Below are 18,397 nucleotides of genomic sequence, written 5' to 3' on the forward strand. Positions count from 1 at the left end.
AAGATGAGTCAAAACGTTTATCAATTTGTCGACTTACAGCGTGTTGATCCGCCTAAGAAAGCGCTGAAGATCCGTAAAATTGAGTTTGTGGAAATTTACGAGCCGTTCTCAGCAACTCAGGCTGCATCGCAGGCAGACCGCTGTCTGTCCTGTGGTAACCCTTATTGCGAATGGAAATGTCCGGTACACAATTACATTCCAAACTGGCTGAAGCTGGCAAACGAAGGTCGCATCATGGAAGCCGCCGACCTCGCGCACCAGACCAACAGCCTGCCGGAAGTTTGTGGGCGCGTCTGCCCGCAGGATCGTCTGTGCGAAGGTTCCTGCACCCTGAACGATGAATTCGGCGCGGTGACCATCGGTAATATCGAACGCTACATCAGCGACAAAGCCATCGAAATGGGCTGGCGCCCGGATATGTCTCACGTACATCCAACAGGAAAACGTGTGGCGATCATCGGCGCAGGACCGGCTGGCCTGGCATGTGCCGACGTACTGACCCGTAACGGCGTCAAAGCAGTGGTATATGACCGTCATCCGGAAATCGGCGGCCTGCTGACGTTCGGTATTCCGGCCTTCAAGCTGGAAAAATCGGTCATGACCAAGCGTCGTGAAATCTTCACTGAGATGGGTATCGAGTTCCAACTCAATACGGAAGTTGGTAAAGACATCACCATTGATGCACTGCTGGCGGAATACGATTCTGTCTTCCTCGGCGTGGGGACTTATCAGTCCATGCGCGGCGGTCTGGCGAACGAAGATGCACCCGGCGTGTACGATGCACTACCGTTCCTCATCGCCAACACCAAACAGCTGATGGGTTACGACGACAGTCAGGAAGAGCCTTACGTCACCATGGACAAGAAACGCGTGGTGGTGCTGGGCGGTGGTGATACTGCGATGGACTGCGTGCGTACTTCAATCCGTCAGGGTGCGACTCACGTGACCTGTGCGTACCGTCGTGATGAAGAGAACATGCCGGGCTCGCGTCGCGAAGTGAAGAACGCGCGTGAAGAAGGCGTGGAATTCAAGTTCAACCTGCAACCTCTGAGTATTGAGCTGAATGATTCTGGCCGTGTCTGCGGCGTGCGCATGGCGCGTACCGAACTGGGTGCACCAGATGCACATGGCCGTCGCCGTGCTGAGATTGTTGCCGGTTCCGAGCATGTGATGGAAGCAGACGCCGTGGTCATGGCCTTCGGTTTCCGTCCTCACAAAATGGAATGGCTGGCTGCACACGACGTCGAACTGGATACTCAGGGACGCATCCTGGCACCGGAAGGCAGCGATAACGCTTTCCAGACCAGCAATCCGAAAATCTTCGCCGGTGGCGATGCGGTTCGCGGTTCTGATCTGGTGGTCACGGCGATTGCCGAAGGGCGTAAAGCGGCTGAAGGGATTATGAATTTCCTCGAGGTCTGATCCAACAGGTCATCAATAAAAAAGGGGCTGCCAGCGATGACAGTCCCTTTTTTTTTAAGCGGAATCAACCTAAAACGTCATTTCCCGCGCCAGTAAAGCGGCTCCCCGCAAACCGGCGTCATGCTGATGTTGCGCTCTCAATAGTGGTACGCGACACACCTCAGGTTCTTCATCAAGACAGGTTTTCACCTGCCCTAAATAGCCGTCGGCCAGACCAATACTGCCGCCAATGATGACACACTGGCAATCCGTCACTATTTTGATATCTGCAATCAAACGTGCCAGCACCTGGGCCGAACGTAAGATCAGTGCTTGTGCGTGCAAATTTCCCGCAGCCGCGTGGGCAAAAATCTGTTTTGCGGTACTACCGGCTAATTCGCCCCGTGCAGCGCTGGCAATTCCACGCCCTGAGGCCATCACCTCCACGCACCCCGTCCGGCCGCAACCACAGCGTGGCCCCTGAGGATCGGCCAGCGTATGGCCAAAATGTCCCGCCAGCCCTTGGGTGCCTGTCAGCAACTTTCCATTACTGATAATTCCGCCGCCTACGCCAGTCGAGACAGTGAGAAACACCATATCCCGAATATCCGTTGCCAGTGAATGATACTCGGCCCAGGTGGCGGCCTGAGCATCATTTATCGCTATGCAGGGAAGTCGGGTCAGACGGGAAATCGCCTCCACCAGCGGAAAATGTCTGAGACCACCCAGATTATCTGGATTCAGCGCTGTCAGAACCCCCTGCTTAATAATGCCCGTAGAAGCTATCGCCACTCGCTGAGCCTGTGAAACCAGCGGGGCGATCAGTTCAGACAGTGCAGTGTGCAAAGCATCCGCCGTCCGGCTGGCGGGTGTGGGGATTTCCCGACGCCGGGTGAGATGCAAGCCGCTGTCTGCCAGCGCAGCCGCAAGTTTAGTGCCACCGATATCAATCACCAGCGTCGTCATTTGGAAACCCTCACGATTTCAATTTCTGATTAACCCGGTTTTTGTATTTACCGGCTTTACTTTCACTGCTCCGCTGAAAGGTTTGCCATCAATCGCATCATGCGTACGTAATGCTTCCGGATGGATCCAGCGCTGAATGCGTGAGGGCATATCCAGCCCGATAAGCAAGATCACCACAAATGTCAGCCCGAAGGACAGTGAAGCCAGCGCAGTACCGAGATCCAAACGCTGTGCAATTGTCACCCCAATCACCGGTGCCAAAGCGCCACCCAGCGCGCCGACGTTATAGGTAAAGCCCAGCCCTGCTGCACGCTGTTCAGTATCAAAATACCCCCCGATCAGCTTAGGCAGAATGCCCGAGATGCCCTGCCCCAGCATTTGTTGCAGGAACAACAGTAATCCCAACACCCATATATTTCCGCCGCCAATGGCAAATACCGGAATAATCAATAACTGAGAGGCCAGCAGGCTGTACACATAGGCTTTACGCGTTCCCAGCCAGTCGCCGAGGAAACCGCCCACGCAGCAACCTACCGCTGCACCAAAGCCACTGAAGAACAGCACATGGGCGACCAGCGTTGGCGAATAGGCCAGTTCGGTTTTTAAGTATGTCGGTAATAGCGCCTGAATTGGCCATGAGTACAGAAAGGCAAAGAAGACGACGACCATCAGCGATACACCCGTCGGCCAGCGTTTGCCGCTGCCCTGTACCATAAAGCTGACGAAAATTGTCGCGCACATGAGACCCAGTATCGTAATCACTACCGCACTGCCCACGTTGCCAGCGAAACAGAAATACAACGCGATGGCCGCGACGACCGTCATACCTACATTGGTGACCCTATGCTTGCCGCGATAGAGAATATCCACCATGGTTTTGGCCGGTTTCTTATTCGCGAACTTCACCTTCCAGTCTTCTGCTTCCGGTATGTTCTTACGCAGCCAGAGGGCGAAAATAATGGGTAAGATGCCGATGAAAAACAACGCGCGCCACCCCCAGACCGGCACCACCACGCTGTAAACCTGAGCGGCAATCACCGCGCCTACTGAGAACCCGGATATCAGAAACCCGCTCGCTTTGTTGCGTAAATGTCTCGGCCAGCTTTCAATGACGTATGTGGCACTTGAACCGTATTCGCCCGCCATGCCTATACCGATAATCAGACGGGCGAAAAACATCACTGTGAAACCAGGGGCGAAGCCGCAGGCCAATGTCCCGATAGAAAACAGCACAATACTGGTGATCATCGCCAGCTTCCTGCCATAACGATCACCCATTGCGCCGAGCAGTAATCCACCAAACCAGCGGGAGATAAATGCCGCTGAAATCAGACTCGCCGCCTGTACACCCGTCAGGTCGAACTCGCTTTTAATTTCTGTCAGCACTAATGCGATCAGGACAAAATCAAAACCATCCAAAAGGTAGCCAATCCATGCGGCCGAAAATGCTTTCCATTGCGGTTTAGTCAAAAGGCGAAACCATGAGGTCTGTCGGGCATTGTTACGCATAAATCACCCCCGGGACGGATGAGTACTAACCCGTCCTTTGGTTAGGACTGATAGAGTATTGTTGATTCCGGACAAACCGGTATCAGGGAGCAGGCATCAGAACGCAGTACGTTCTGCCTGAAGCTGCGCGGCCAACGCCTTAAGCGCTGGCAGATACTGTGCATCCACCGGTGCAAAAGGTTTGCGACACAGCGGCTCGGCAACGATATCCATATAGTGCAAAATCGTTTTCAGTCCGCGGAAAACACCGACTTTAATCAGCAGATCGATGACCTTATTGCACTCACTTTGCAGATGCATTGCGCGTCGCATATCCCCGTCCTGCACTGCTTGTTTAATAGCCATATATCGCCAGCCCATCACGTTGTAGGTGCTGCCAATTCCACCATCAGCCCCCGCCAGCAGGCCGGAAGCAAAAATTTCGTCATAACCGTTATAGAGGACCAGATCCGGATGCGCACGGCGGATTTTCTCCATTTCGTACAGATCACCGGAGGTTTGTTTGAGCGCACCAACGCCGGGCAGTGTGATTAACGTATCAATCTGTTCCAAAGTCAGTTTCACGCCGCTGAGTGCGGGAATGTTGTAGACCACCATAGGCAAGCCTTCGGCAGAATCCGTCACGGCACGGTAGTGATCACAATGTTCATTAAAGCTGAAAGGATAGTAAAAAGGCGTGACTGCGGAGACAGCATCAAAGCCGTAACGGCAGGCGGCAGCTGCCAGCGTCTGACTTTCACGGGTGCTGATTGCACCGACATGCGCGATTAATATCACCTTCCCTTTTGCTTCTTCCGCCACGATTTCCAGCACCTGTTCGCGCTCCTGCTGGCTTTGAAGAAAAGCTTCACCAGTGGAGCCGCCGACATACAGGCCATCGATCCCCTGTTCGATATTAAAACGCACCAGACGGCGCAGGCTGTCGGTATCTATTTGCTGTTGCTGATTAAAAGGAGTGAGCAATGCCGGCATCACGCCCCGCAGATTCTGTTTCATAAACGCCTCTTGGTTGTTGGTTTACAAGCATATCGATATACCTTTATACCTGTTATACCAGACCAAAAAACAAACACAATACAACTGAAGGCTCAGGATGTGATCTCTGCCATATGAAATAGTTATGGTTGATCAGCGATGATCAAAAAAAATGCGGGGAAGATCTCAGTTCAGACCGGTTGTTTTTTAAAACCATGCTTACGCGGTGCCGCGTAATAGGCCGCAAATACGCTTTTAAGATGCGCTTTCAGCGCAGCATCCGCGGTATCAGGATCACGCGAACGAATGGCGTCGAAGATTTCGATGTGCTGCTGATAGCTGACATTATTATGCGCATGCAATTCTTCCTGCGGTACGGCAGGACGCGCCGCAATCAGCCAGTCCAGCAAGGCAACATGCACGACCATGAAGATCGGATTGGCCGGGATTTCAGCCAGTTCGCGATGAAACTCGATATCCGAGCGAATGAAAAGCTCGTTATCATCAAGCGACTGACTATTTATTTCCAGCGCCTGCCCCAGACGCTGAATCTGCTCATCAGTGGCAAACTCGGCGGCATAACGTACCAGGCTCGATTCGAAAAACATCCTCAGTTGTTCGAAATGAGCGATACCTTCAGGACGCGCCAGAAAATCTGTCGCCACGCCGGACAATTCACTGATAATGGTTTCTGCCGAAGGACGTGAAACGCGGGCGCGTTCACCGTTACTAATCTGCACCAGCCCTTTGCGTTTAAGCGCAGCCAGTGCTTCACGCACGGATGGACGGCCAACATTGAAAAAGGTCATCAGCTCACGTTCTGACGGCAGTTGTTCACCTTCAGCGAATTCGCGCCTGCGGATCATCTGCTCCAGTTCTTCTTCTACCATCTCTGAAAGCTTCTTGCGCGCGAGCGGACGGCGGCGCATTGCATGCCCGAAGGTATCACTGGTTTCTGCCGGTTGTTCGTCGAATGTGCTCATAGCGTCGGGATCAGACCATTATTAATGGGACGTTTGCGAATGACTTTTTGAATGATAACACAGCAAATCTGCACTGGCGAAAGGAGAGCCCGGTGGGGTTTGGACAATAAAAAACCCCGCGTATTCACGCAGGGTTTCAGTCTGGCCGAAGTGCAAACCAGAATCAATCTGACGAACGATTACTTCACGACGCGTAATGCCGGGCGACCACCGCGTGGTGGCGTTGGCGGCTCGTCATCCGGGCCTTCTTCAGACACATCAGGCAAATCACCGTCAATGACTGACATGGTCGGCTCTGAGGTCTCATCGTTGCTCAGGTTATCCGCGAAGGCACCTTCAGCTTCGTAAGCAGGTTCAGGCTCGAACATGGTACCGGCACCGTTTTCACGGGCGTAGATCGCCAGTACTGCAGCGATCGGTACGAATACGTTACGCGGCACACCGCCAAAACGGGCGTTGAAACGTACATCGTCATTACCCAGTTCAAGATTACCGACGGCGCGAGGTGCCACGTTCAGAACGATCTGTCCGTCACGTGCAAACTCCATCGGAACCATAACGCCGGGCATCGTCACATCAACCACCAGGTGCGGGGTGAGCTGGTTATCGAGCAACCACTCATAAAAAGCCCGCAACAGGTAAGGCCGGCGCGGAGACATGTCGTTCATCTCCATACCTTAACCCCGTGTGTGCAAACGCATTTCGCGCTCGGGTTCGGTCAGGGAGGCCAGGAATGCATCACGTTCGAAGACGCGCGTCATATAGCCTTTCAGCTCTTTAGAACCCGTGCCGGACAACTCAATGCCCATTTCCGGCAAACGCCATAACAGCGGAGCCAGATAGCAATCGACCAGGCTGAACTCTTCGCTCTTGAAGTAAGGCATATAAGAGAAAATTGGTGCGATGGCCAGCAGTTCTTCGCGCAGTTGCTTACGCGCTGCGTCGGCTTCGGCGGCGGTGCCGTTCTCAATCTGACGCATCAGAGAGTACCAGTCGTTTTCGATGCGGTGCATCATCAGACGGCTCTCGCCACGCGCTACCGGATAGACCGGCATCAGTGGTGGATGCGGGAAACGCTCATCAAGATATTCCATGATGATGCGGGATTCGAACAGCGTCAGCTCACGATCGACCAGCGTAGGGACGGTGCGATAAGGGTTGAGGTCAATAAGATCCTGCGGCAGGTGATCCATCTCAACCTGCTCAATCTCGACACTGACACCTTTTTCGGCCAGTACGATACGTACCTGATGGCTAAAAATGTCGGTCGGGCCGGAAAACAGCGTCATTACCGAACGTTTGTTGGCAGCGACAGCCATGAAAACCTCCAAGTTATCTAGAATTATACAGCGAATAGCCAACTGTCAGGCTGCTATCCTGAACAGTCATTTTATCGCCAGCCTGCAGTTTTTGTTCCGTAGTTTCATAGACAACCGTTGGCAAGGCGAACCCAGCCAGGAAGCGCGGCAACGTCAACTGCTCGGCGAATAGGCACAAAAGTGTGTGATAGTTTACCAGATTTTACGCGTGCTGTGGGGACGGCGAGATGAATTCGTGGTGAATTGTGTATCTGAAAATCATTTAAGCCTGTTTTTTGCAAGCCTTAGCGGAATGACAGGCATAAAAAAACCCGGTGTGGCACCGGGTTTTTGACGTTGATTTTCGTGCCGTAGCACTGTGCTGCATAAGCAGCAGAAAATTAACGCTTGGAGAACTGAGGACGACGACGTGCTTTACGCAGACCGACTTTCTTACGTTCAACCTGACGAGCATCGCGAGTAACGAAGCCTGCTTTACGCAGTTCGCCACGCAGATTTTCGTCATATTCCATCAGTGCACGGGTGATACCGTGACGGATAGCGCCAGCCTGACCAGAGATACCACCACCTTTAACAGTGATGTACAGGTCAAATTTAGTAACCATGTCGACCAGTTCCAGAGGTTGACGAACTACCATGCGGGCAGTTTCACGACCAAAGTACTGTTCCAGGCTACGCTGGTTGATTACGATGTTACCACTACCCGGTTTGATGAAAACACGAGCGGCGGAGCTTTTGCGGCGACCAGTGCCGTAGTATTGATTTTCAGCCATTGCCTATAATCCCGAATTAAATGTCAAGAACTTGCGGTTGTTGCGCCGCATGAGTGTGCTCGTTACCCGCGTAAACTTTCATTTTACGGTACATTGCACGACCCAACGGGCCCTTTGGCAACATGCCTTTAACCGCGAGCTCGATCACGCGTTCAGGACGGCGAGCGATCATCTCTTCAAAGGTCGCTTGCTTGATACCACCGATGTGGCCGGTGTGATGGTAATAGATCTTGTCGTTACGCTTGTTGCCGGTTACAGCAACTTTTTCTGCGTTCAGAACGATGATGTAATCACCAGTATCAACGTGCGGAGTGTATTCCGCTTTATGTTTGCCACGCAGACGGCGGGCCAGTTCAGTGGCCAGGCGACCTAAGGTCTTGCCGGTAGCGTCAACTACGAACCAGTCACGTTGTACGGTTTCCGGTTTAGCTGTAAAAGTTTTCATTAAAAGCTTACCCAATTAAAGTTACACGTTGGCGAACACCCGAACGCTTACTTGTTTATAAAATAAGTATTTGAGGTTCACACGACCATCGTCCAGCAAACCTACCCCTTCGAATAGCCAATGCTGGCACTTATAAAGTTTCGGGAAAAAAACTTTGTAGTAACGTGGGGTCGCAAGATTATAGAGAAGTCTCCCGCAAAGAGCGAACCCTTTTTGACGAAAAATCATAAATCCCTGAAGTCAGTGTAACGGCCGCCCTTGTGCGATGCACTGTTTCTTTTTTATACGATTTATCGCCTGCCTTTTAGTCAACAAGATCAAGGCAGATGCGGTCTTTTCAGGTATTCCTCGCTCTGCATCTCCTGCAGGCGTGAGAGGCAACGCTGATATTCGAACTTCAGCCGCTCGCCCTGATAAATCTCAAACATCGGCACCGCGGCAGAGATAACCAGCTTCACATGACGTTCATAGAACTCATCCACCAGCGCCAGAAAACGTCGCGCTGCATTCTCGCTGTCCGCCCCCATCACCGGCACATTGTGCAGTAACACGCTGTGATAGATTTTTGAAAGAGCGATGTAGTCGAGCTGGCTGCGCGCTTCTTCGCACAAAGTATGAAATTCTACCGCCAGCACGCCGTCGACAGCGGCGATCGCCTGCATCGAACGATGATTCACTTCCAGCACCGGTTTTATCTCGGCTGAGCCACTGTGATTGCCGGTCAGCTTGCCAAGCATTGAATGCATCGCGTCAGTGGTCTCTTCCCCGGCCGGTGACAGCCAAAGATTCGCCTGCGTCAGCGTACGCAGACGGTAATCAATGCCCGCATCGACATTCAGCACGTCGCAGTATTCTTTAATCAGATCGATTGCAGGCAGGAAGCGCGCGCGTTGCAGCCCGTTGCGGTACAGCAGGTCCGGCGGAATGTTAGACGTAGCGATAAGCGTGATACCACGGGCAAACAGCGCCTGTAACAGCGTAGCCAGCAGCATGGCATCGGTGATATCAGAGACAAAGAATTCGTCGAAACACAGCACGTCGGTTTCAGCCTTGAAGCGATCGGCGATCACTTCGAGCGGATCTTCCTGCCCCTGCAACTGCGTCAGCTCTTCATGAACGCGCAGCATGAAACGGTGGAAGTGCAGGCGCAATTTGCGCTCGCCCGGCAAACTATGGAAAAACAAATCCATCAGCCAGGTCTTGCCGCGCCCTACTCCGCCCCACATATATAAGCCCTGAACCGGACGCTGCGCAGTTTTTACCGGCGCCTTGCCGAACAGGCGCCCCAGCATGCCACCACGTTTGGCTGACTGAGCGGCAGGGGCTGAGATGGCACTGAGTGCCTGATAGATGGTATCAAGCTGGGCCACAGCCTGCTTCTGAACGGCGTCCGGCTGGAACTCTCCGGCATCAACAGCGTTCTGATAAAGGATAAGGGGTGATTTGGGTTGCATGTTAGTTAACGTCCCTGAGAAAAAATTTTAATGTTTTTCACGTCGTTTAGCCGCTTTTTTGCTGTCGGTTCGCTGCTTTTCCCTTCAGTCTGTGCGCGAAAAAGGCGCCGGACTGCGGTGATTGTGACGGCAGGATTCCACACAGACAAGGTTAACGGTTATAGTGGAGCTATTGCATGACGAATGCGTGTGACAATAACGTTAAAAGCATTGTGTAAAAAAGTTAAGTCATAAAAGTTACGTGAAAAAGCCCTGCGGGACAACGAAGTCAAAATAGGAGTCATTATGACCTGGGAGTATGCACTCATTGGATTAGTGGTCGGTATCGCGATTGGTGCGGTGGCGATGCGCTTTGGCAATCGTCAATTACGCGATCAGCAAGTCATGAAAAATGAGCTGGAGAAAAGCAAAGCAGAACTCGACGAATATCGTCAGGAACTGACAGGCCACTTTGCGCGCAGCGCAGAACTGCTCGATAACATGGCGACGGATTACCGTCAGCTTTATCAGCACATGGCGAAAAGCTCTAACAACCTGCTGCCGGACATGCCTGCACAGGATAATCCTTTCAACTACCGTCTGACAGGTTCTGAAGCCGATAACGATCAGGCACCGGTTCAGATGCCACGCGATTACTCTGATGGTGCATCGGGTCTGTTGCGCGGCGAGCGTCCTGTACGCAAATAACCCACGCAACATTGCCCGGCATCGCTGTTCATCGGCGCCGGGACAACCACGGTGCATGCCCTGCGCATGCACCGTCTCCGGACCTGCCCTTTCCCGTGCTGTGAATCATCATTCGATTGTCGATAAAGACGCCCATTACAGAAAGCGAGAGAGTTATCCTGATGAAGAAAAAGTCACTTTTGCTCAGTGTGTTAGCTGTTAGCCTCGGATTAACCTTCGCTTCTGCGCCGATGGCAACTGCTGCTTTGCCGATGGCCGTTCAGGGGCAACCGCTGCCCAGTCTCGCGCCGATGCTTGAAAAAGTATTGCCCGCCGTGGTTGGCGTTCAGGTTTCCGGTACACAACCGCCAAGCACAGACGTACCTCCCGAATTCAAATTTTTCTTTGGTCAGCAAGATCCTGAACCTAATCAGGGCGCTCAGCCGTTCGAAGGGCTGGGTTCTGGCGTCATCATTGATGCTGCCAAAGGCTATGTCCTCACCAACAACCATGTGGTGAACAATGCCGATAAGATTACCGTCCAGCTCAACGACGGCCGCGAATACAAAGCCAAACTGATTGGCAAAGATGACCAGTCGGACATTGCAGTGATCCAGCTGATTGACGCAAAAAACCTGACGCAAATTGCGATGGCCGATTCCGATGCCTTACAGGTTGGCGATTTCGCCGTCGCGGTAGGGAATCCCTTCGGACTGGGGCAGACCGTCACATCAGGGATTGTTTCCGCACTTGGACGCAGCGGGTTGAATCTCGAAGGGCTGGAAAACTTTATCCAGACCGATGCTTCCATTAACCGAGGCAACTCCGGTGGCGCACTGCTGAATCTGAAAGGCGAACTTATCGGGATCAACACTGCGATCATCTCGTCTCAGGGCGGCAGCGTCGGGATTGGTTTTGCGATCCCGGTAAATATGGCGAAAAATCTGAGCCACCAGCTGATTGAGTTTGGCGAAGTCAAACGCGGTCTGCTGGGTATTCGCGGCAGCGAAATGACGCCGGAACTGGCGCAGGCATTTAAACTGGACAGCCAGCGCGGCGCGTTCGTCAATGAAGTGCTGCCAGACTCTGCGGCGGCCAAGGCGGGCATCAAATCCGGCGACGTATTAATTACGTTACAGGGCAAAACGCTCAGCAGCTTCGCGGAACTGCGCGCCAAAGTCGGCACCGCCGGACCTGGCGTGGTGATGCAGATTGGTTTACTGCGCGAAGGCAAACCGATGACCGTCAATGTCACGCTGGCGCAAAGCCCGGCCGTGGAAGTGGGCATCGAGAAGATCAATCCGGCATTGCAAGGCGTCACGCTCAGTGATGTGGAGGCGAAAACCGGCAAGGGCGTTAAGGTCGATGACGTCAAAAAAGGCACACCGGCTGAACAGGTGGGTCTGGAAAAAGACGATGTGATCATCGGCGTTAACCGTGAACCCATCGACAATCTGGCGGCGTTGCGCAAAATACTCGAAACCAAACCGGATCTGATTGCCCTGAGCATTGTGCGCAAAGGGCAAAATATGTACCTGCTGATGCCGTAAAGCGTTGAAAATCGGACGCAGGTGCTGCTGCGTCCGATTAACTCGTGCTATTCTTCAGTCACTTTTCCTCTCGTACCCCATACACTCATGTTTGTTAAGCTATTGAGATCCGCTGTTATTGGTCTGATTGTTGCCGGAATTTTGCTGGCGGCGGTGCCTATGCTGCGTAAAAAGATCACGGAACCGTTGTTCGAACGCAATTTCACCCAAACCAGCGAAGAACCGGTTAGCTATAACTCGGGTGTACGACACGCCGCGCCAGCAGTGGTCAACGTATACAACCGCAACATGGGCAACAGCTCGCAAAACGAATTGCAGATCCGCACGCTAGGTTCTGGCGTGATCATGAATGACAACGGCTATATTCTCACCAACAAGCATGTGATCAATAATGCTGACCAGATTATTGTTGCCTTGCAGGATGGCCGGGTATTCGAAGCGCTGCTGGTCGGCTCCGACAGCCTGACAGATCTGGCCGTGCTGAAAATCAACGCCGGGAATTTGCCAGTCATCCCGATTAACCCGAACCGTAATCCGCACGTCGGCGACATCGTGATGGCGATCGGCAACCCGTACAATCTCGGGCAGACGGTGACACAGGGTATCATCAGCGCCACAGGCCGTATCGGCCTCAGCCCGTCCGGCCGTCAGAACTTCCTGCAAACCGATGCCTCGATAAACCAGGGTAACTCAGGCGGCGCGCTGGTCAATTCACTCGGCGAGCTGGTGGGTATCAATACATTATCCTTTGACCAGAGCAACGATGGCGCGACGCCGGAAGGGATCGGCTTTGCCATCCCTACCGCACTGGCGACCAAAGTGATGGGCAAACTGATCCGCGACGGCCGCGTTATTCGCGGTTATATCGGGATCAGCGGCCGCGAGGTGTCGCCACTGCACGGGCCGAACAGCGGTCTGGATCGCATTCAGGGCATCGTGGTAAACGAAGTGACAGCTAACGGCCCGGCGGCCAATGCGGGTATGCGGGTCAGTGACGTCATTGTTAACGTGAATAACAAACCGGCAGTTTCCGCTATCGAAACAATGGATCAGGTTGCGGAAGTGCGTCCCGGCACCGTTATTCCGGTGGAAATCATGCGCAACGGCGACAAGCTGACGTTGCAGGTCACCGTGCAGGAATATCCTGACCACTGACCCTAAACCCCATAAACGAAAAAGCCGGAAAGGTTTCCCCTTCCGGCTTTTTTATTGCGTCAGGCTTAAGAATTACTCGCCTTTGAAACGCTCAATTTTCGCGCCCAGCTGACGCAGTTTATCTTCAATACGCTCATAGCCACGATCGATATGATAAATACGGTCAACCACGGTGACGCCTTCTGCAATACAACCCGCCAGAACCAGGCTGGCTGATGCGCGCAAATCAGTCGCCATCACCTGCGCGCCAGACAGTTTTTCAACGCCATGACAGATAAGCGTGCTGCCTTCGATTTCCGCGTGAGCCCCCATACGGATTAGCTCAGGGATGTGCATGAAGCGGTTTTCGAAGATGGTTTCGGTGATAACACCGGTACCTTCTGCCACCAGATTCAACAGGCTAAACTGCGCCTGCATATCGGTCGGGAAACCAGGGTGAGGCGCAGTGCGGAAGGTGACTGCTTTAGCGCGTTTGCCGTGCATATCCAGGCTGACCCAGTCTTCACCCACTTCAACGTCGCCGCCCGCTTCACGCAGTTTTGCCAGAACGGCATCCAGCGTATCAGGGCGCGCTTCACGGCAGGTGACTTTACCGCCGGAGATAGCCGCTGCCACCAGGAAAGTCCCGGTTTCGATACGGTCAGGAACCACGCGATATACACCGCCACCAAGACGGACTACACCTTCGATGGTAATTTTATCGGTGCCTGCACCGGTGATTTTTGCACCAATCGTGTTGAGGAAGTTGGCGGTATCGACAATTTCCGGCTCGCGCGCGGCGTTTTCAATGATGGTGGTGCCTTCGGCAAGCGTAGCAGCACTCATGATGGTGACCGTCGCGCCCACGCTGACTTTATCCATCACGATGTGCGCACCTTTCAGGCGACCCTCTACAGAGGCTTTTACGTAACCCTCTTCCAGCACAATTGTTGCGCCCAGCTGTTCCAGACCGGTGATATGCAGGTCAACAGGACGTGCGCCAATCGCGCAGCCGCCCGGCAGAGAAACCTGACCACGGCCAAAGCGCGCGACCAAAGGACCGAGTGCCCAGATGGAAGCACGCATGGTTTTCACCAGATCGTACGGCGCACAAAACTCATTCACACCGCTGGCATCCACGAACACAGAACCGTTGCGTTCAATCTTGGTGCCCAGCTGACCAAGCAGCTTGATGGTGGTATCAATGTCTTTCAGATGAGGAACGTTCTGAAGTTCAACCGGCTCCTCTGCGAGCAGTGCGGCAAACAAAATAGGAAGTGCGGCGTTTTTTGCACCAGAGATAGTCACTTCGCCGTTTAAGCGAGTCCCACCCTGTACACGAAATTTATCCATTAGGACGGCTCTCTTTTATGAGGTTCAAATTAGAGGAAGCTGCCGGATACCCGACAGTCTTATAAACCACTCAGTTTACGGTCACGCGCCCATTCTTCCGGGGTATAAGCCTTGATAGACAGTGCGTGAATTCGATTGTCGGCGATGTATTCCATCAGCGGGGCGTAAACGGTCTGCTGTTTTTTCACGCGGCTCATGCCATCAAACATCGCACCAACGACAATGGCCTGAAAATGACTGCCATCGCCAGTAATGTGGGCTTCATCCAGTGCCAAAGCGTTCATCAGCACTTCTTTAATTTCATTCGTTTCCATAGGGATCTATTCTTCTGAAGGATCATAACAGCCCGGTATCTTATAGGGATCGGGGCAAATCTTAAACCACGAAAAAGCCCCTGAGGAAGAGTTTCGCACAGGGGCTTTGAGGTCTTTAGGTTAGCAGTTCACGGCAGGTTCGCTAACTTACCGTAACCACTCACTATTCTTTATTAACTGACTGACCGCCGGAGCGGAGATGTCGGCTGGAATAATGTCCTGAAGGTTATACAGCGTGATCAGCGTTCTCAGCCGGTCGGTAGTACCTTCAAGGGTCAGGGAGATGCCTTGCTGGCTGGCTTCCTGACGCAAATGCACAAGCAGCGCCAGACCGGAAGAATCCACGCGATCCAGCCCGGAGACATCCAGACGCGTGACGCCGGCCAGCAGCGATTTACGCGCATCCCAGACCGGCAACAACGTTTCGCGATCCAGGCAGCCGCGCAACGTCAGCAACGGCGGCTGGCATTCCCAGCGCAGGGCATCACTCATTTTTGATCCAGAGTAATCGGTTGTGCCGCAGCCTGTTTCAGGCGTGCAGTCAGACCATCAATCCCTTTCTGACGCAGGATATCGGCCCATTCATTTTGCTTAGTGGAAATCATGCTGACGCCTTCGGCTATCATGTCATACGCCTGCCACTCACCGGTGCGGCTGTTTTTACGCCACTGGAAATCCAGACGAACCGGAGGACGGCCGTTTGGATCGGTGATGGTCACGCGGATGGCGATGATATCTTTGTCGGCATAAGACTGTTCTGGCTGAACCTGATAGCTCTGACCGTTGTACAGCGCCAGCGCCTGGCCATAAGCCTGCTGCAGATAATCGCTGAACGCCGCGAAGTAAGCATCACGCTGTGCCGGGGTAGCCTGCTGATAATAGCGGCCTAACACCAGCGCACCGGCATATTTGATTTGCACATACGGCAGAAGCTCGTCGCGGACGACCTGACGCAGATAGTTTGGATCCTGCTTAATTTTTGGCTGTTCGTTTTTAAGACGGGTGAAAGTCTTGTTCGCCGCTTCATTCATCACGCTGTAGGGATTGGTTTTATCCACAGCAGCATTGGCCAGCGGGGCCATCACTACCAGCAGCGCAGCAATTACTAAACGTTTAAACATTCTAACTTCCTCTTTATTGGAGAATCCACGTTGCCAAATGCTTAATGCGCAGCCGGTTGCGGCGCTGTATTAGCATCAGGTGCAGGGGTGGCATTTGCAGCAGGTGCCTCGCCCGCATCAGGGTCGGCCTTTCCATCACCGCTCTTGTACAGGAACTGACCGATCAGATCTTCAAGAACCAGCGCTGATTTGGTGTCCTGAATGACGCCGCCTTCTTTAAGGATAGTCGTCCCCATCTCAGGATCTTCAAAACCAATATTCAGTGCCAGGAATTGTTCGCCCAGTAAACCGGAGGTACGGATCGCCAGCGTACTGGTGCTTGGGATCTGGTTGTACTTCTGGTCAATATTCATTTCGACACGCGGAGAATAATTTTTATCCAACGTGATGCTACTGACACGACCGATAACTACGCCGCCCACTTTCACCGGTGAACCGCTTTTAAGGCCACCGATATTGTCGAAGTCCGCAGAAATACGGTAAGTGGGATCCGAACCGATGGAGCGGATATCAGCGACTTTCAGACACAGGAAGACCACCGCAATCAATGCGATAATCATAAATGCGCCAACCCAGATTTCACTCTTTTTCGTTTGCATGGTTTTAATTTCCAAACATCATTGCTGTCAGCACAAAATCTAATCCCAGCACCGCCAGTGACGAATGCACCACAGTACGTGTCGTTGCCCGGCTGATCCCTTCGGACGTCGGGATCGCATCATAGCCATTGAAAAGCGCAATCCAGGTCACTGTGATCGCGAAAACAAGGCTTTTAATCAGGCAGTTAAGCAAGTCAGTCCGCCAGTCTACCGCGGTTTGCATCGCTGACCAGAAGAAACCGCTGTCGATACCTTTCCAGTCCACGCCGACCAGCGATCCCCCCCAGATCCCTACCGCGACAAATATTGCCGTCAGCAAAGGCATGGAAATCAGACCGGCCCAGAAACGCGGTGCCACAACGCGGCGCAGCGGATCGATCGCCATCATTTCAAGACTGGAGATTTGCTCCGTCGCTTTCATCAGACCCAGCTCTGCGGTTAAAGCAGAACCGGCGCGACCGGCAAACAGTAAGGCGGTCACCACAGGGCCCAGCTCGCGCAGCAAAGAGAGCGCGACCATCATGCCCAGACTGGCTTCAGCACTGTAGGTGGTTAAAATCAGGTAGCCCTGTAACCCCAGCACCATGCCGATAAACAGGCCGGACACCAGGATGATTAACAGGGAGAGCACGCCGACGCTGTAGAGTTGCTTGATGAGCAACGGCCACTGCTTGGCGAATTGCGGCTTACCGACCAGTGCCCGGAAGAGCATCAGGCCCGCACGGCCAAAAGAGACGCAGGTTTGTATCCCGCGACGCCCGACTGAGGCTAGCGCCTTAGTTAACATAAATAGGAAACTCCATCATCCGAGCAACTCGGCTTTGTAATCACCGGCCGGGAAACGGAAAGGCACCGGTCCATCGGCAATACCGTCAAGGAACTGACGAACGCGCGGATCAGGATTGTTTTGCAGCTCCTCAGGCGTTCCTTCAGCAATGACATGTTGTGCAGCCACGATATAAGCGTAATCGGCAATACTCAGCACTTCGGGCACGTCGTGAGACACCACGATGCAGGTGACGCCAAGCGCATGGTTCAGCTCATCAATCAGTTTAACCAGCACGCCCATAGTAATGGGATCCTGCCCGACGAATGGCTCATCGAACATGATAAGTTCCGGGTCGAGCGCAATAGCACGCGCCAGTGCCACACGTCTGGCCATCCCGCCGGATAATTCAGCAGGCATCAGTTCACCGGCACCGCGCAAACCGACCGCTTCCAGCTTCATGGTTACCGTGCTGCGCAGCAAGGCTTCCGGCAATTTACTGTGTTCGCGCAGCGGAAACGCCACATTCTCGAACACATTGAGGTCAGTAAACAATGCACCGGACTGAAACAACATGCTCATTTTCTTGCGGGACTCATACAGCTTGCGGCGCGAAAGAGTCGGAATATTGTCCCCGTCGAACCAGATTTCACCGCTATCGGGCGTCAGCTGACCACCGATCAGGCGCAGCAACGTCGTTTTACCGATCCCTGAAGGCCCCATAATGGCGGTGATTTTGCCTCGCGGCACCGTCATATTTATCTCTTCGAAAATGGGACGATCGCCGCGCACGAAGCTCATGCCCTTGATCTCTACCAGATTCGACTCGCTTTGACTCATTCGTTTATCCCTTCGGAATGCCTTTGCAAAAGACGACTTCCGCTTAAATTACTTTCGCTAAGAATACGTCTGGCCCGCAAGCCGTGTTGTATAACTTTGGTATTTTTACAAAAACTTACCCCAGTTTCGTTACCAAAGTTGCCATCGATTTACTTTTCCGCCACAGACGGTCAAAATCAACGAATAACCATTTTATGATAAAAGCCTTCGTCGTCTAACATACAGGAAC

20 protein-coding genes are annotated in these 18,397 nt (G+C 53.1%); 4 read left to right on the forward strand and 16 right to left on the reverse strand.

Annotation, left to right across the window (positions count from 1 at the left end):
- The first annotated feature begins 3 nt into the window (after positions 1 to 3).
- A complete protein-coding gene (locus tag AC0Z7K_RS16435; protein WP_112169234.1) occupies positions 4 to 1,422 on the forward strand; it encodes a glutamate synthase small subunit in 1,419 nt (472 codons plus the stop codon).
- Positions 1,423 to 1,491: 69 nt separating this feature from the next.
- On the opposite strand, the gene nanK is transcribed toward AC0Z7K_RS16435, so the two are convergent.
- From nanK to zapE, 9 genes are all read right to left on the reverse strand, one after another.
- The gene (nanK, locus tag AC0Z7K_RS16440; RefSeq protein ID WP_485615216.1) at positions 1,492 to 2,367 is read right to left on the reverse strand and encodes an N-acetylmannosamine kinase; all 876 of its coding nucleotides are present in this window, start codon (positions 2,365 to 2,367) and stop codon (positions 1,492 to 1,494) included.
- A gap of 18 nt (positions 2,368 to 2,385) precedes the next feature.
- Positions 2,386 to 3,876 (reverse strand): sialate:H+ symport family MFS transporter, encoded by a 1,491-nt coding sequence (locus AC0Z7K_RS16445; protein ID WP_485615217.1) that lies wholly within the window; start codon positions 3,874 to 3,876, stop codon positions 2,386 to 2,388.
- A gap of 96 nt (positions 3,877 to 3,972) precedes the next feature.
- A complete protein-coding gene (nanA, locus tag AC0Z7K_RS16450; protein WP_485615218.1) occupies positions 3,973 to 4,872 on the reverse strand; it encodes an N-acetylneuraminate lyase in 900 nt (299 codons plus the stop codon).
- A 170-nt stretch (positions 4,873 to 5,042) separates the two neighbouring features.
- A complete protein-coding gene (locus tag AC0Z7K_RS16455) occupies positions 5,043 to 5,834 on the reverse strand; it encodes a transcriptional regulator NanR (RefSeq protein WP_413530572.1) in 792 nt (263 codons plus the stop codon).
- A gap of 179 nt (positions 5,835 to 6,013) precedes the next feature.
- Positions 6,014 to 6,508, reverse strand: coding sequence for a ClpXP protease specificity-enhancing factor (sspB, locus tag AC0Z7K_RS16460; RefSeq protein WP_112169224.1), 495 nt, complete (start codon positions 6,506 to 6,508; stop codon positions 6,014 to 6,016).
- A gap of 3 nt (positions 6,509 to 6,511) precedes the next feature.
- Positions 6,512 to 7,153 (reverse strand): stringent starvation protein SspA, encoded by a 642-nt coding sequence (gene sspA, locus AC0Z7K_RS16465; protein ID WP_112169222.1) that lies wholly within the window; start codon positions 7,151 to 7,153, stop codon positions 6,512 to 6,514.
- A 380-nt stretch (positions 7,154 to 7,533) separates the two neighbouring features.
- Positions 7,534 to 7,926 carry a 30S ribosomal protein S9 gene (gene rpsI / locus AC0Z7K_RS16470; RefSeq protein ID WP_056776311.1) on the reverse strand — a complete coding sequence of 131 codons (393 nt, stop codon included), beginning with the start codon at positions 7,924 to 7,926 and terminating at the stop codon, positions 7,534 to 7,536.
- Between the two features lie 16 nt (positions 7,927 to 7,942).
- On the reverse strand, positions 7,943 to 8,371 hold the full coding sequence (gene rplM / locus AC0Z7K_RS16475) for a 50S ribosomal protein L13 (protein WP_013577239.1): 429 nt from the start codon (positions 8,369 to 8,371) through the stop codon (positions 7,943 to 7,945).
- Positions 8,372 to 8,688: 317 nt separating this feature from the next.
- Positions 8,689 to 9,825, reverse strand: a complete 1,137-nt coding sequence (zapE, locus tag AC0Z7K_RS16480; protein WP_485615219.1) for a cell division protein ZapE — start codon at positions 9,823 to 9,825, stop codon at positions 8,689 to 8,691.
- 285 nt (positions 9,826 to 10,110) lie between these two features.
- Here zapE and zapG point away from each other — a divergent pair, with 285 nt between their 5' ends.
- From zapG to degS, 3 genes are all read left to right on the forward strand, one after another.
- Positions 10,111 to 10,512 (forward strand): Z-ring associated protein ZapG, encoded by a 402-nt coding sequence (gene zapG / locus AC0Z7K_RS16485; RefSeq protein WP_112169216.1) that lies wholly within the window; start codon positions 10,111 to 10,113, stop codon positions 10,510 to 10,512.
- Between the two features lie 161 nt (positions 10,513 to 10,673).
- Entirely contained in the window at positions 10,674 to 12,041 is a 1,368-nt protein-coding gene (gene degQ / locus AC0Z7K_RS16490) for a serine endoprotease DegQ (protein ID WP_485615220.1), read from the forward strand.
- An 87-nt stretch (positions 12,042 to 12,128) separates the two neighbouring features.
- On the forward strand, positions 12,129 to 13,196 hold the full coding sequence (degS, locus tag AC0Z7K_RS16495) for an outer membrane-stress sensor serine endopeptidase DegS (protein ID WP_413530568.1): 1,068 nt from the start codon (positions 12,129 to 12,131) through the stop codon (positions 13,194 to 13,196).
- A gap of 72 nt (positions 13,197 to 13,268) precedes the next feature.
- On the opposite strand, the gene murA is transcribed toward degS, so the two are convergent.
- The 7 genes from murA to mlaF form a co-directional block, all read right to left on the reverse strand.
- Entirely contained in the window at positions 13,269 to 14,528 is a 1,260-nt protein-coding gene (gene murA, locus AC0Z7K_RS16500; protein ID WP_413530567.1) for a UDP-N-acetylglucosamine 1-carboxyvinyltransferase, read from the reverse strand.
- Positions 14,529 to 14,587: 59 nt separating this feature from the next.
- On the reverse strand, positions 14,588 to 14,842 hold the full coding sequence (gene ibaG / locus AC0Z7K_RS16505; RefSeq protein ID WP_112169210.1) for a BolA family iron metabolism protein IbaG: 255 nt from the start codon (positions 14,840 to 14,842) through the stop codon (positions 14,588 to 14,590).
- 147 nt (positions 14,843 to 14,989) lie between these two features.
- Positions 14,990 to 15,334 carry a lipid asymmetry maintenance protein MlaB gene (gene mlaB / locus AC0Z7K_RS16510; RefSeq protein ID WP_485615221.1) on the reverse strand — a complete coding sequence of 115 codons (345 nt, stop codon included), beginning with the start codon at positions 15,332 to 15,334 and terminating at the stop codon, positions 14,990 to 14,992.
- A complete protein-coding gene (mlaC, locus tag AC0Z7K_RS16515) occupies positions 15,331 to 15,963 on the reverse strand; it encodes a phospholipid-binding protein MlaC (protein ID WP_485615222.1) in 633 nt (210 codons plus the stop codon). Before mlaC ends, mlaB begins: the two co-directional genes overlap by 4 nt.
- 41 nt (positions 15,964 to 16,004) lie before the next feature.
- A complete protein-coding gene (mlaD, locus tag AC0Z7K_RS16520) occupies positions 16,005 to 16,562 on the reverse strand; it encodes an outer membrane lipid asymmetry maintenance protein MlaD (RefSeq protein ID WP_485615223.1) in 558 nt (185 codons plus the stop codon).
- Positions 16,563 to 16,566: 4 nt separating this feature from the next.
- The gene (gene mlaE / locus AC0Z7K_RS16525; RefSeq protein ID WP_485615224.1) at positions 16,567 to 17,349 is read right to left on the reverse strand and encodes a lipid asymmetry maintenance ABC transporter permease subunit MlaE; all 783 of its coding nucleotides are present in this window, start codon (positions 17,347 to 17,349) and stop codon (positions 16,567 to 16,569) included.
- A 15-nt stretch (positions 17,350 to 17,364) separates the two neighbouring features.
- Positions 17,365 to 18,168, reverse strand: coding sequence for a phospholipid ABC transporter ATP-binding protein MlaF (gene mlaF, locus AC0Z7K_RS16530; RefSeq protein ID WP_056776271.1), 804 nt, complete (start codon positions 18,166 to 18,168; stop codon positions 17,365 to 17,367).
- Positions 18,169 to 18,397 lie beyond the last annotated feature (229 nt).

This window comes from Rahnella sp. 1L-D-7-B-C2 (assembly GCF_057290995.1).

What these genes read in the sequence shown, in the direction of transcription:
- AC0Z7K_RS16435 (WP_112169234.1), top strand. Translation starts at nt 4, where the DNA reads ATGAGTCAAAACGTTTATCAATTTGTCGACTTACAGCGTGTTGATCCG.
- nanK (WP_485615216.1), bottom strand. Translation starts at nt 2,367, where the DNA reads ATGACGACGCTGGTGATTGATATCGGTGGCACTAAACTTGCGGCTGCG.
- AC0Z7K_RS16445 (WP_485615217.1), bottom strand. Translation starts at nt 3,876, where the DNA reads ATGCGTAACAATGCCCGACAGACCTCATGGTTTCGCCTTTTGACTAAA.
- nanA (WP_485615218.1), bottom strand. Translation starts at nt 4,872, where the DNA reads ATGAAACAGAATCTGCGGGGCGTGATGCCGGCATTGCTCACTCCTTTT.
- AC0Z7K_RS16455 (WP_413530572.1), bottom strand. Translation starts at nt 5,834, where the DNA reads ATGAGCACATTCGACGAACAACCGGCAGAAACCAGTGATACCTTCGGG.
- sspB (WP_112169224.1), bottom strand. Translation starts at nt 6,508, where the DNA reads ATGGAGATGAACGACATGTCTCCGCGCCGGCCTTACCTGTTGCGGGCT.
- sspA (WP_112169222.1), bottom strand. Translation starts at nt 7,153, where the DNA reads ATGGCTGTCGCTGCCAACAAACGTTCGGTAATGACGCTGTTTTCCGGC.
- rpsI (WP_056776311.1), bottom strand. Translation starts at nt 7,926, where the DNA reads ATGGCTGAAAATCAATACTACGGCACTGGTCGCCGCAAAAGCTCCGCC.
- rplM (WP_013577239.1), bottom strand. Translation starts at nt 8,371, where the DNA reads ATGAAAACTTTTACAGCTAAACCGGAAACCGTACAACGTGACTGGTTC.
- zapE (WP_485615219.1), bottom strand. Translation starts at nt 9,825, where the DNA reads ATGCAACCCAAATCACCCCTTATCCTTTATCAGAACGCTGTTGATGCC.
- zapG (WP_112169216.1), top strand. Translation starts at nt 10,111, where the DNA reads ATGACCTGGGAGTATGCACTCATTGGATTAGTGGTCGGTATCGCGATT.
- degQ (WP_485615220.1), top strand. Translation starts at nt 10,674, where the DNA reads ATGAAGAAAAAGTCACTTTTGCTCAGTGTGTTAGCTGTTAGCCTCGGA.
- degS (WP_413530568.1), top strand. Translation starts at nt 12,129, where the DNA reads ATGTTTGTTAAGCTATTGAGATCCGCTGTTATTGGTCTGATTGTTGCC.
- murA (WP_413530567.1), bottom strand. Translation starts at nt 14,528, where the DNA reads ATGGATAAATTTCGTGTACAGGGTGGGACTCGCTTAAACGGCGAAGTG.
- ibaG (WP_112169210.1), bottom strand. Translation starts at nt 14,842, where the DNA reads ATGGAAACGAATGAAATTAAAGAAGTGCTGATGAACGCTTTGGCACTG.
- mlaB (WP_485615221.1), bottom strand. Translation starts at nt 15,334, where the DNA reads ATGAGTGATGCCCTGCGCTGGGAATGCCAGCCGCCGTTGCTGACGTTG.
- mlaC (WP_485615222.1), bottom strand. Translation starts at nt 15,963, where the DNA reads ATGTTTAAACGTTTAGTAATTGCTGCGCTGCTGGTAGTGATGGCCCCG.
- mlaD (WP_485615223.1), bottom strand. Translation starts at nt 16,562, where the DNA reads ATGCAAACGAAAAAGAGTGAAATCTGGGTTGGCGCATTTATGATTATC.
- mlaE (WP_485615224.1), bottom strand. Translation starts at nt 17,349, where the DNA reads ATGTTAACTAAGGCGCTAGCCTCAGTCGGGCGTCGCGGGATACAAACC.
- mlaF (WP_056776271.1), bottom strand. Translation starts at nt 18,168, where the DNA reads ATGAGTCAAAGCGAGTCGAATCTGGTAGAGATCAAGGGCATGAGCTTC.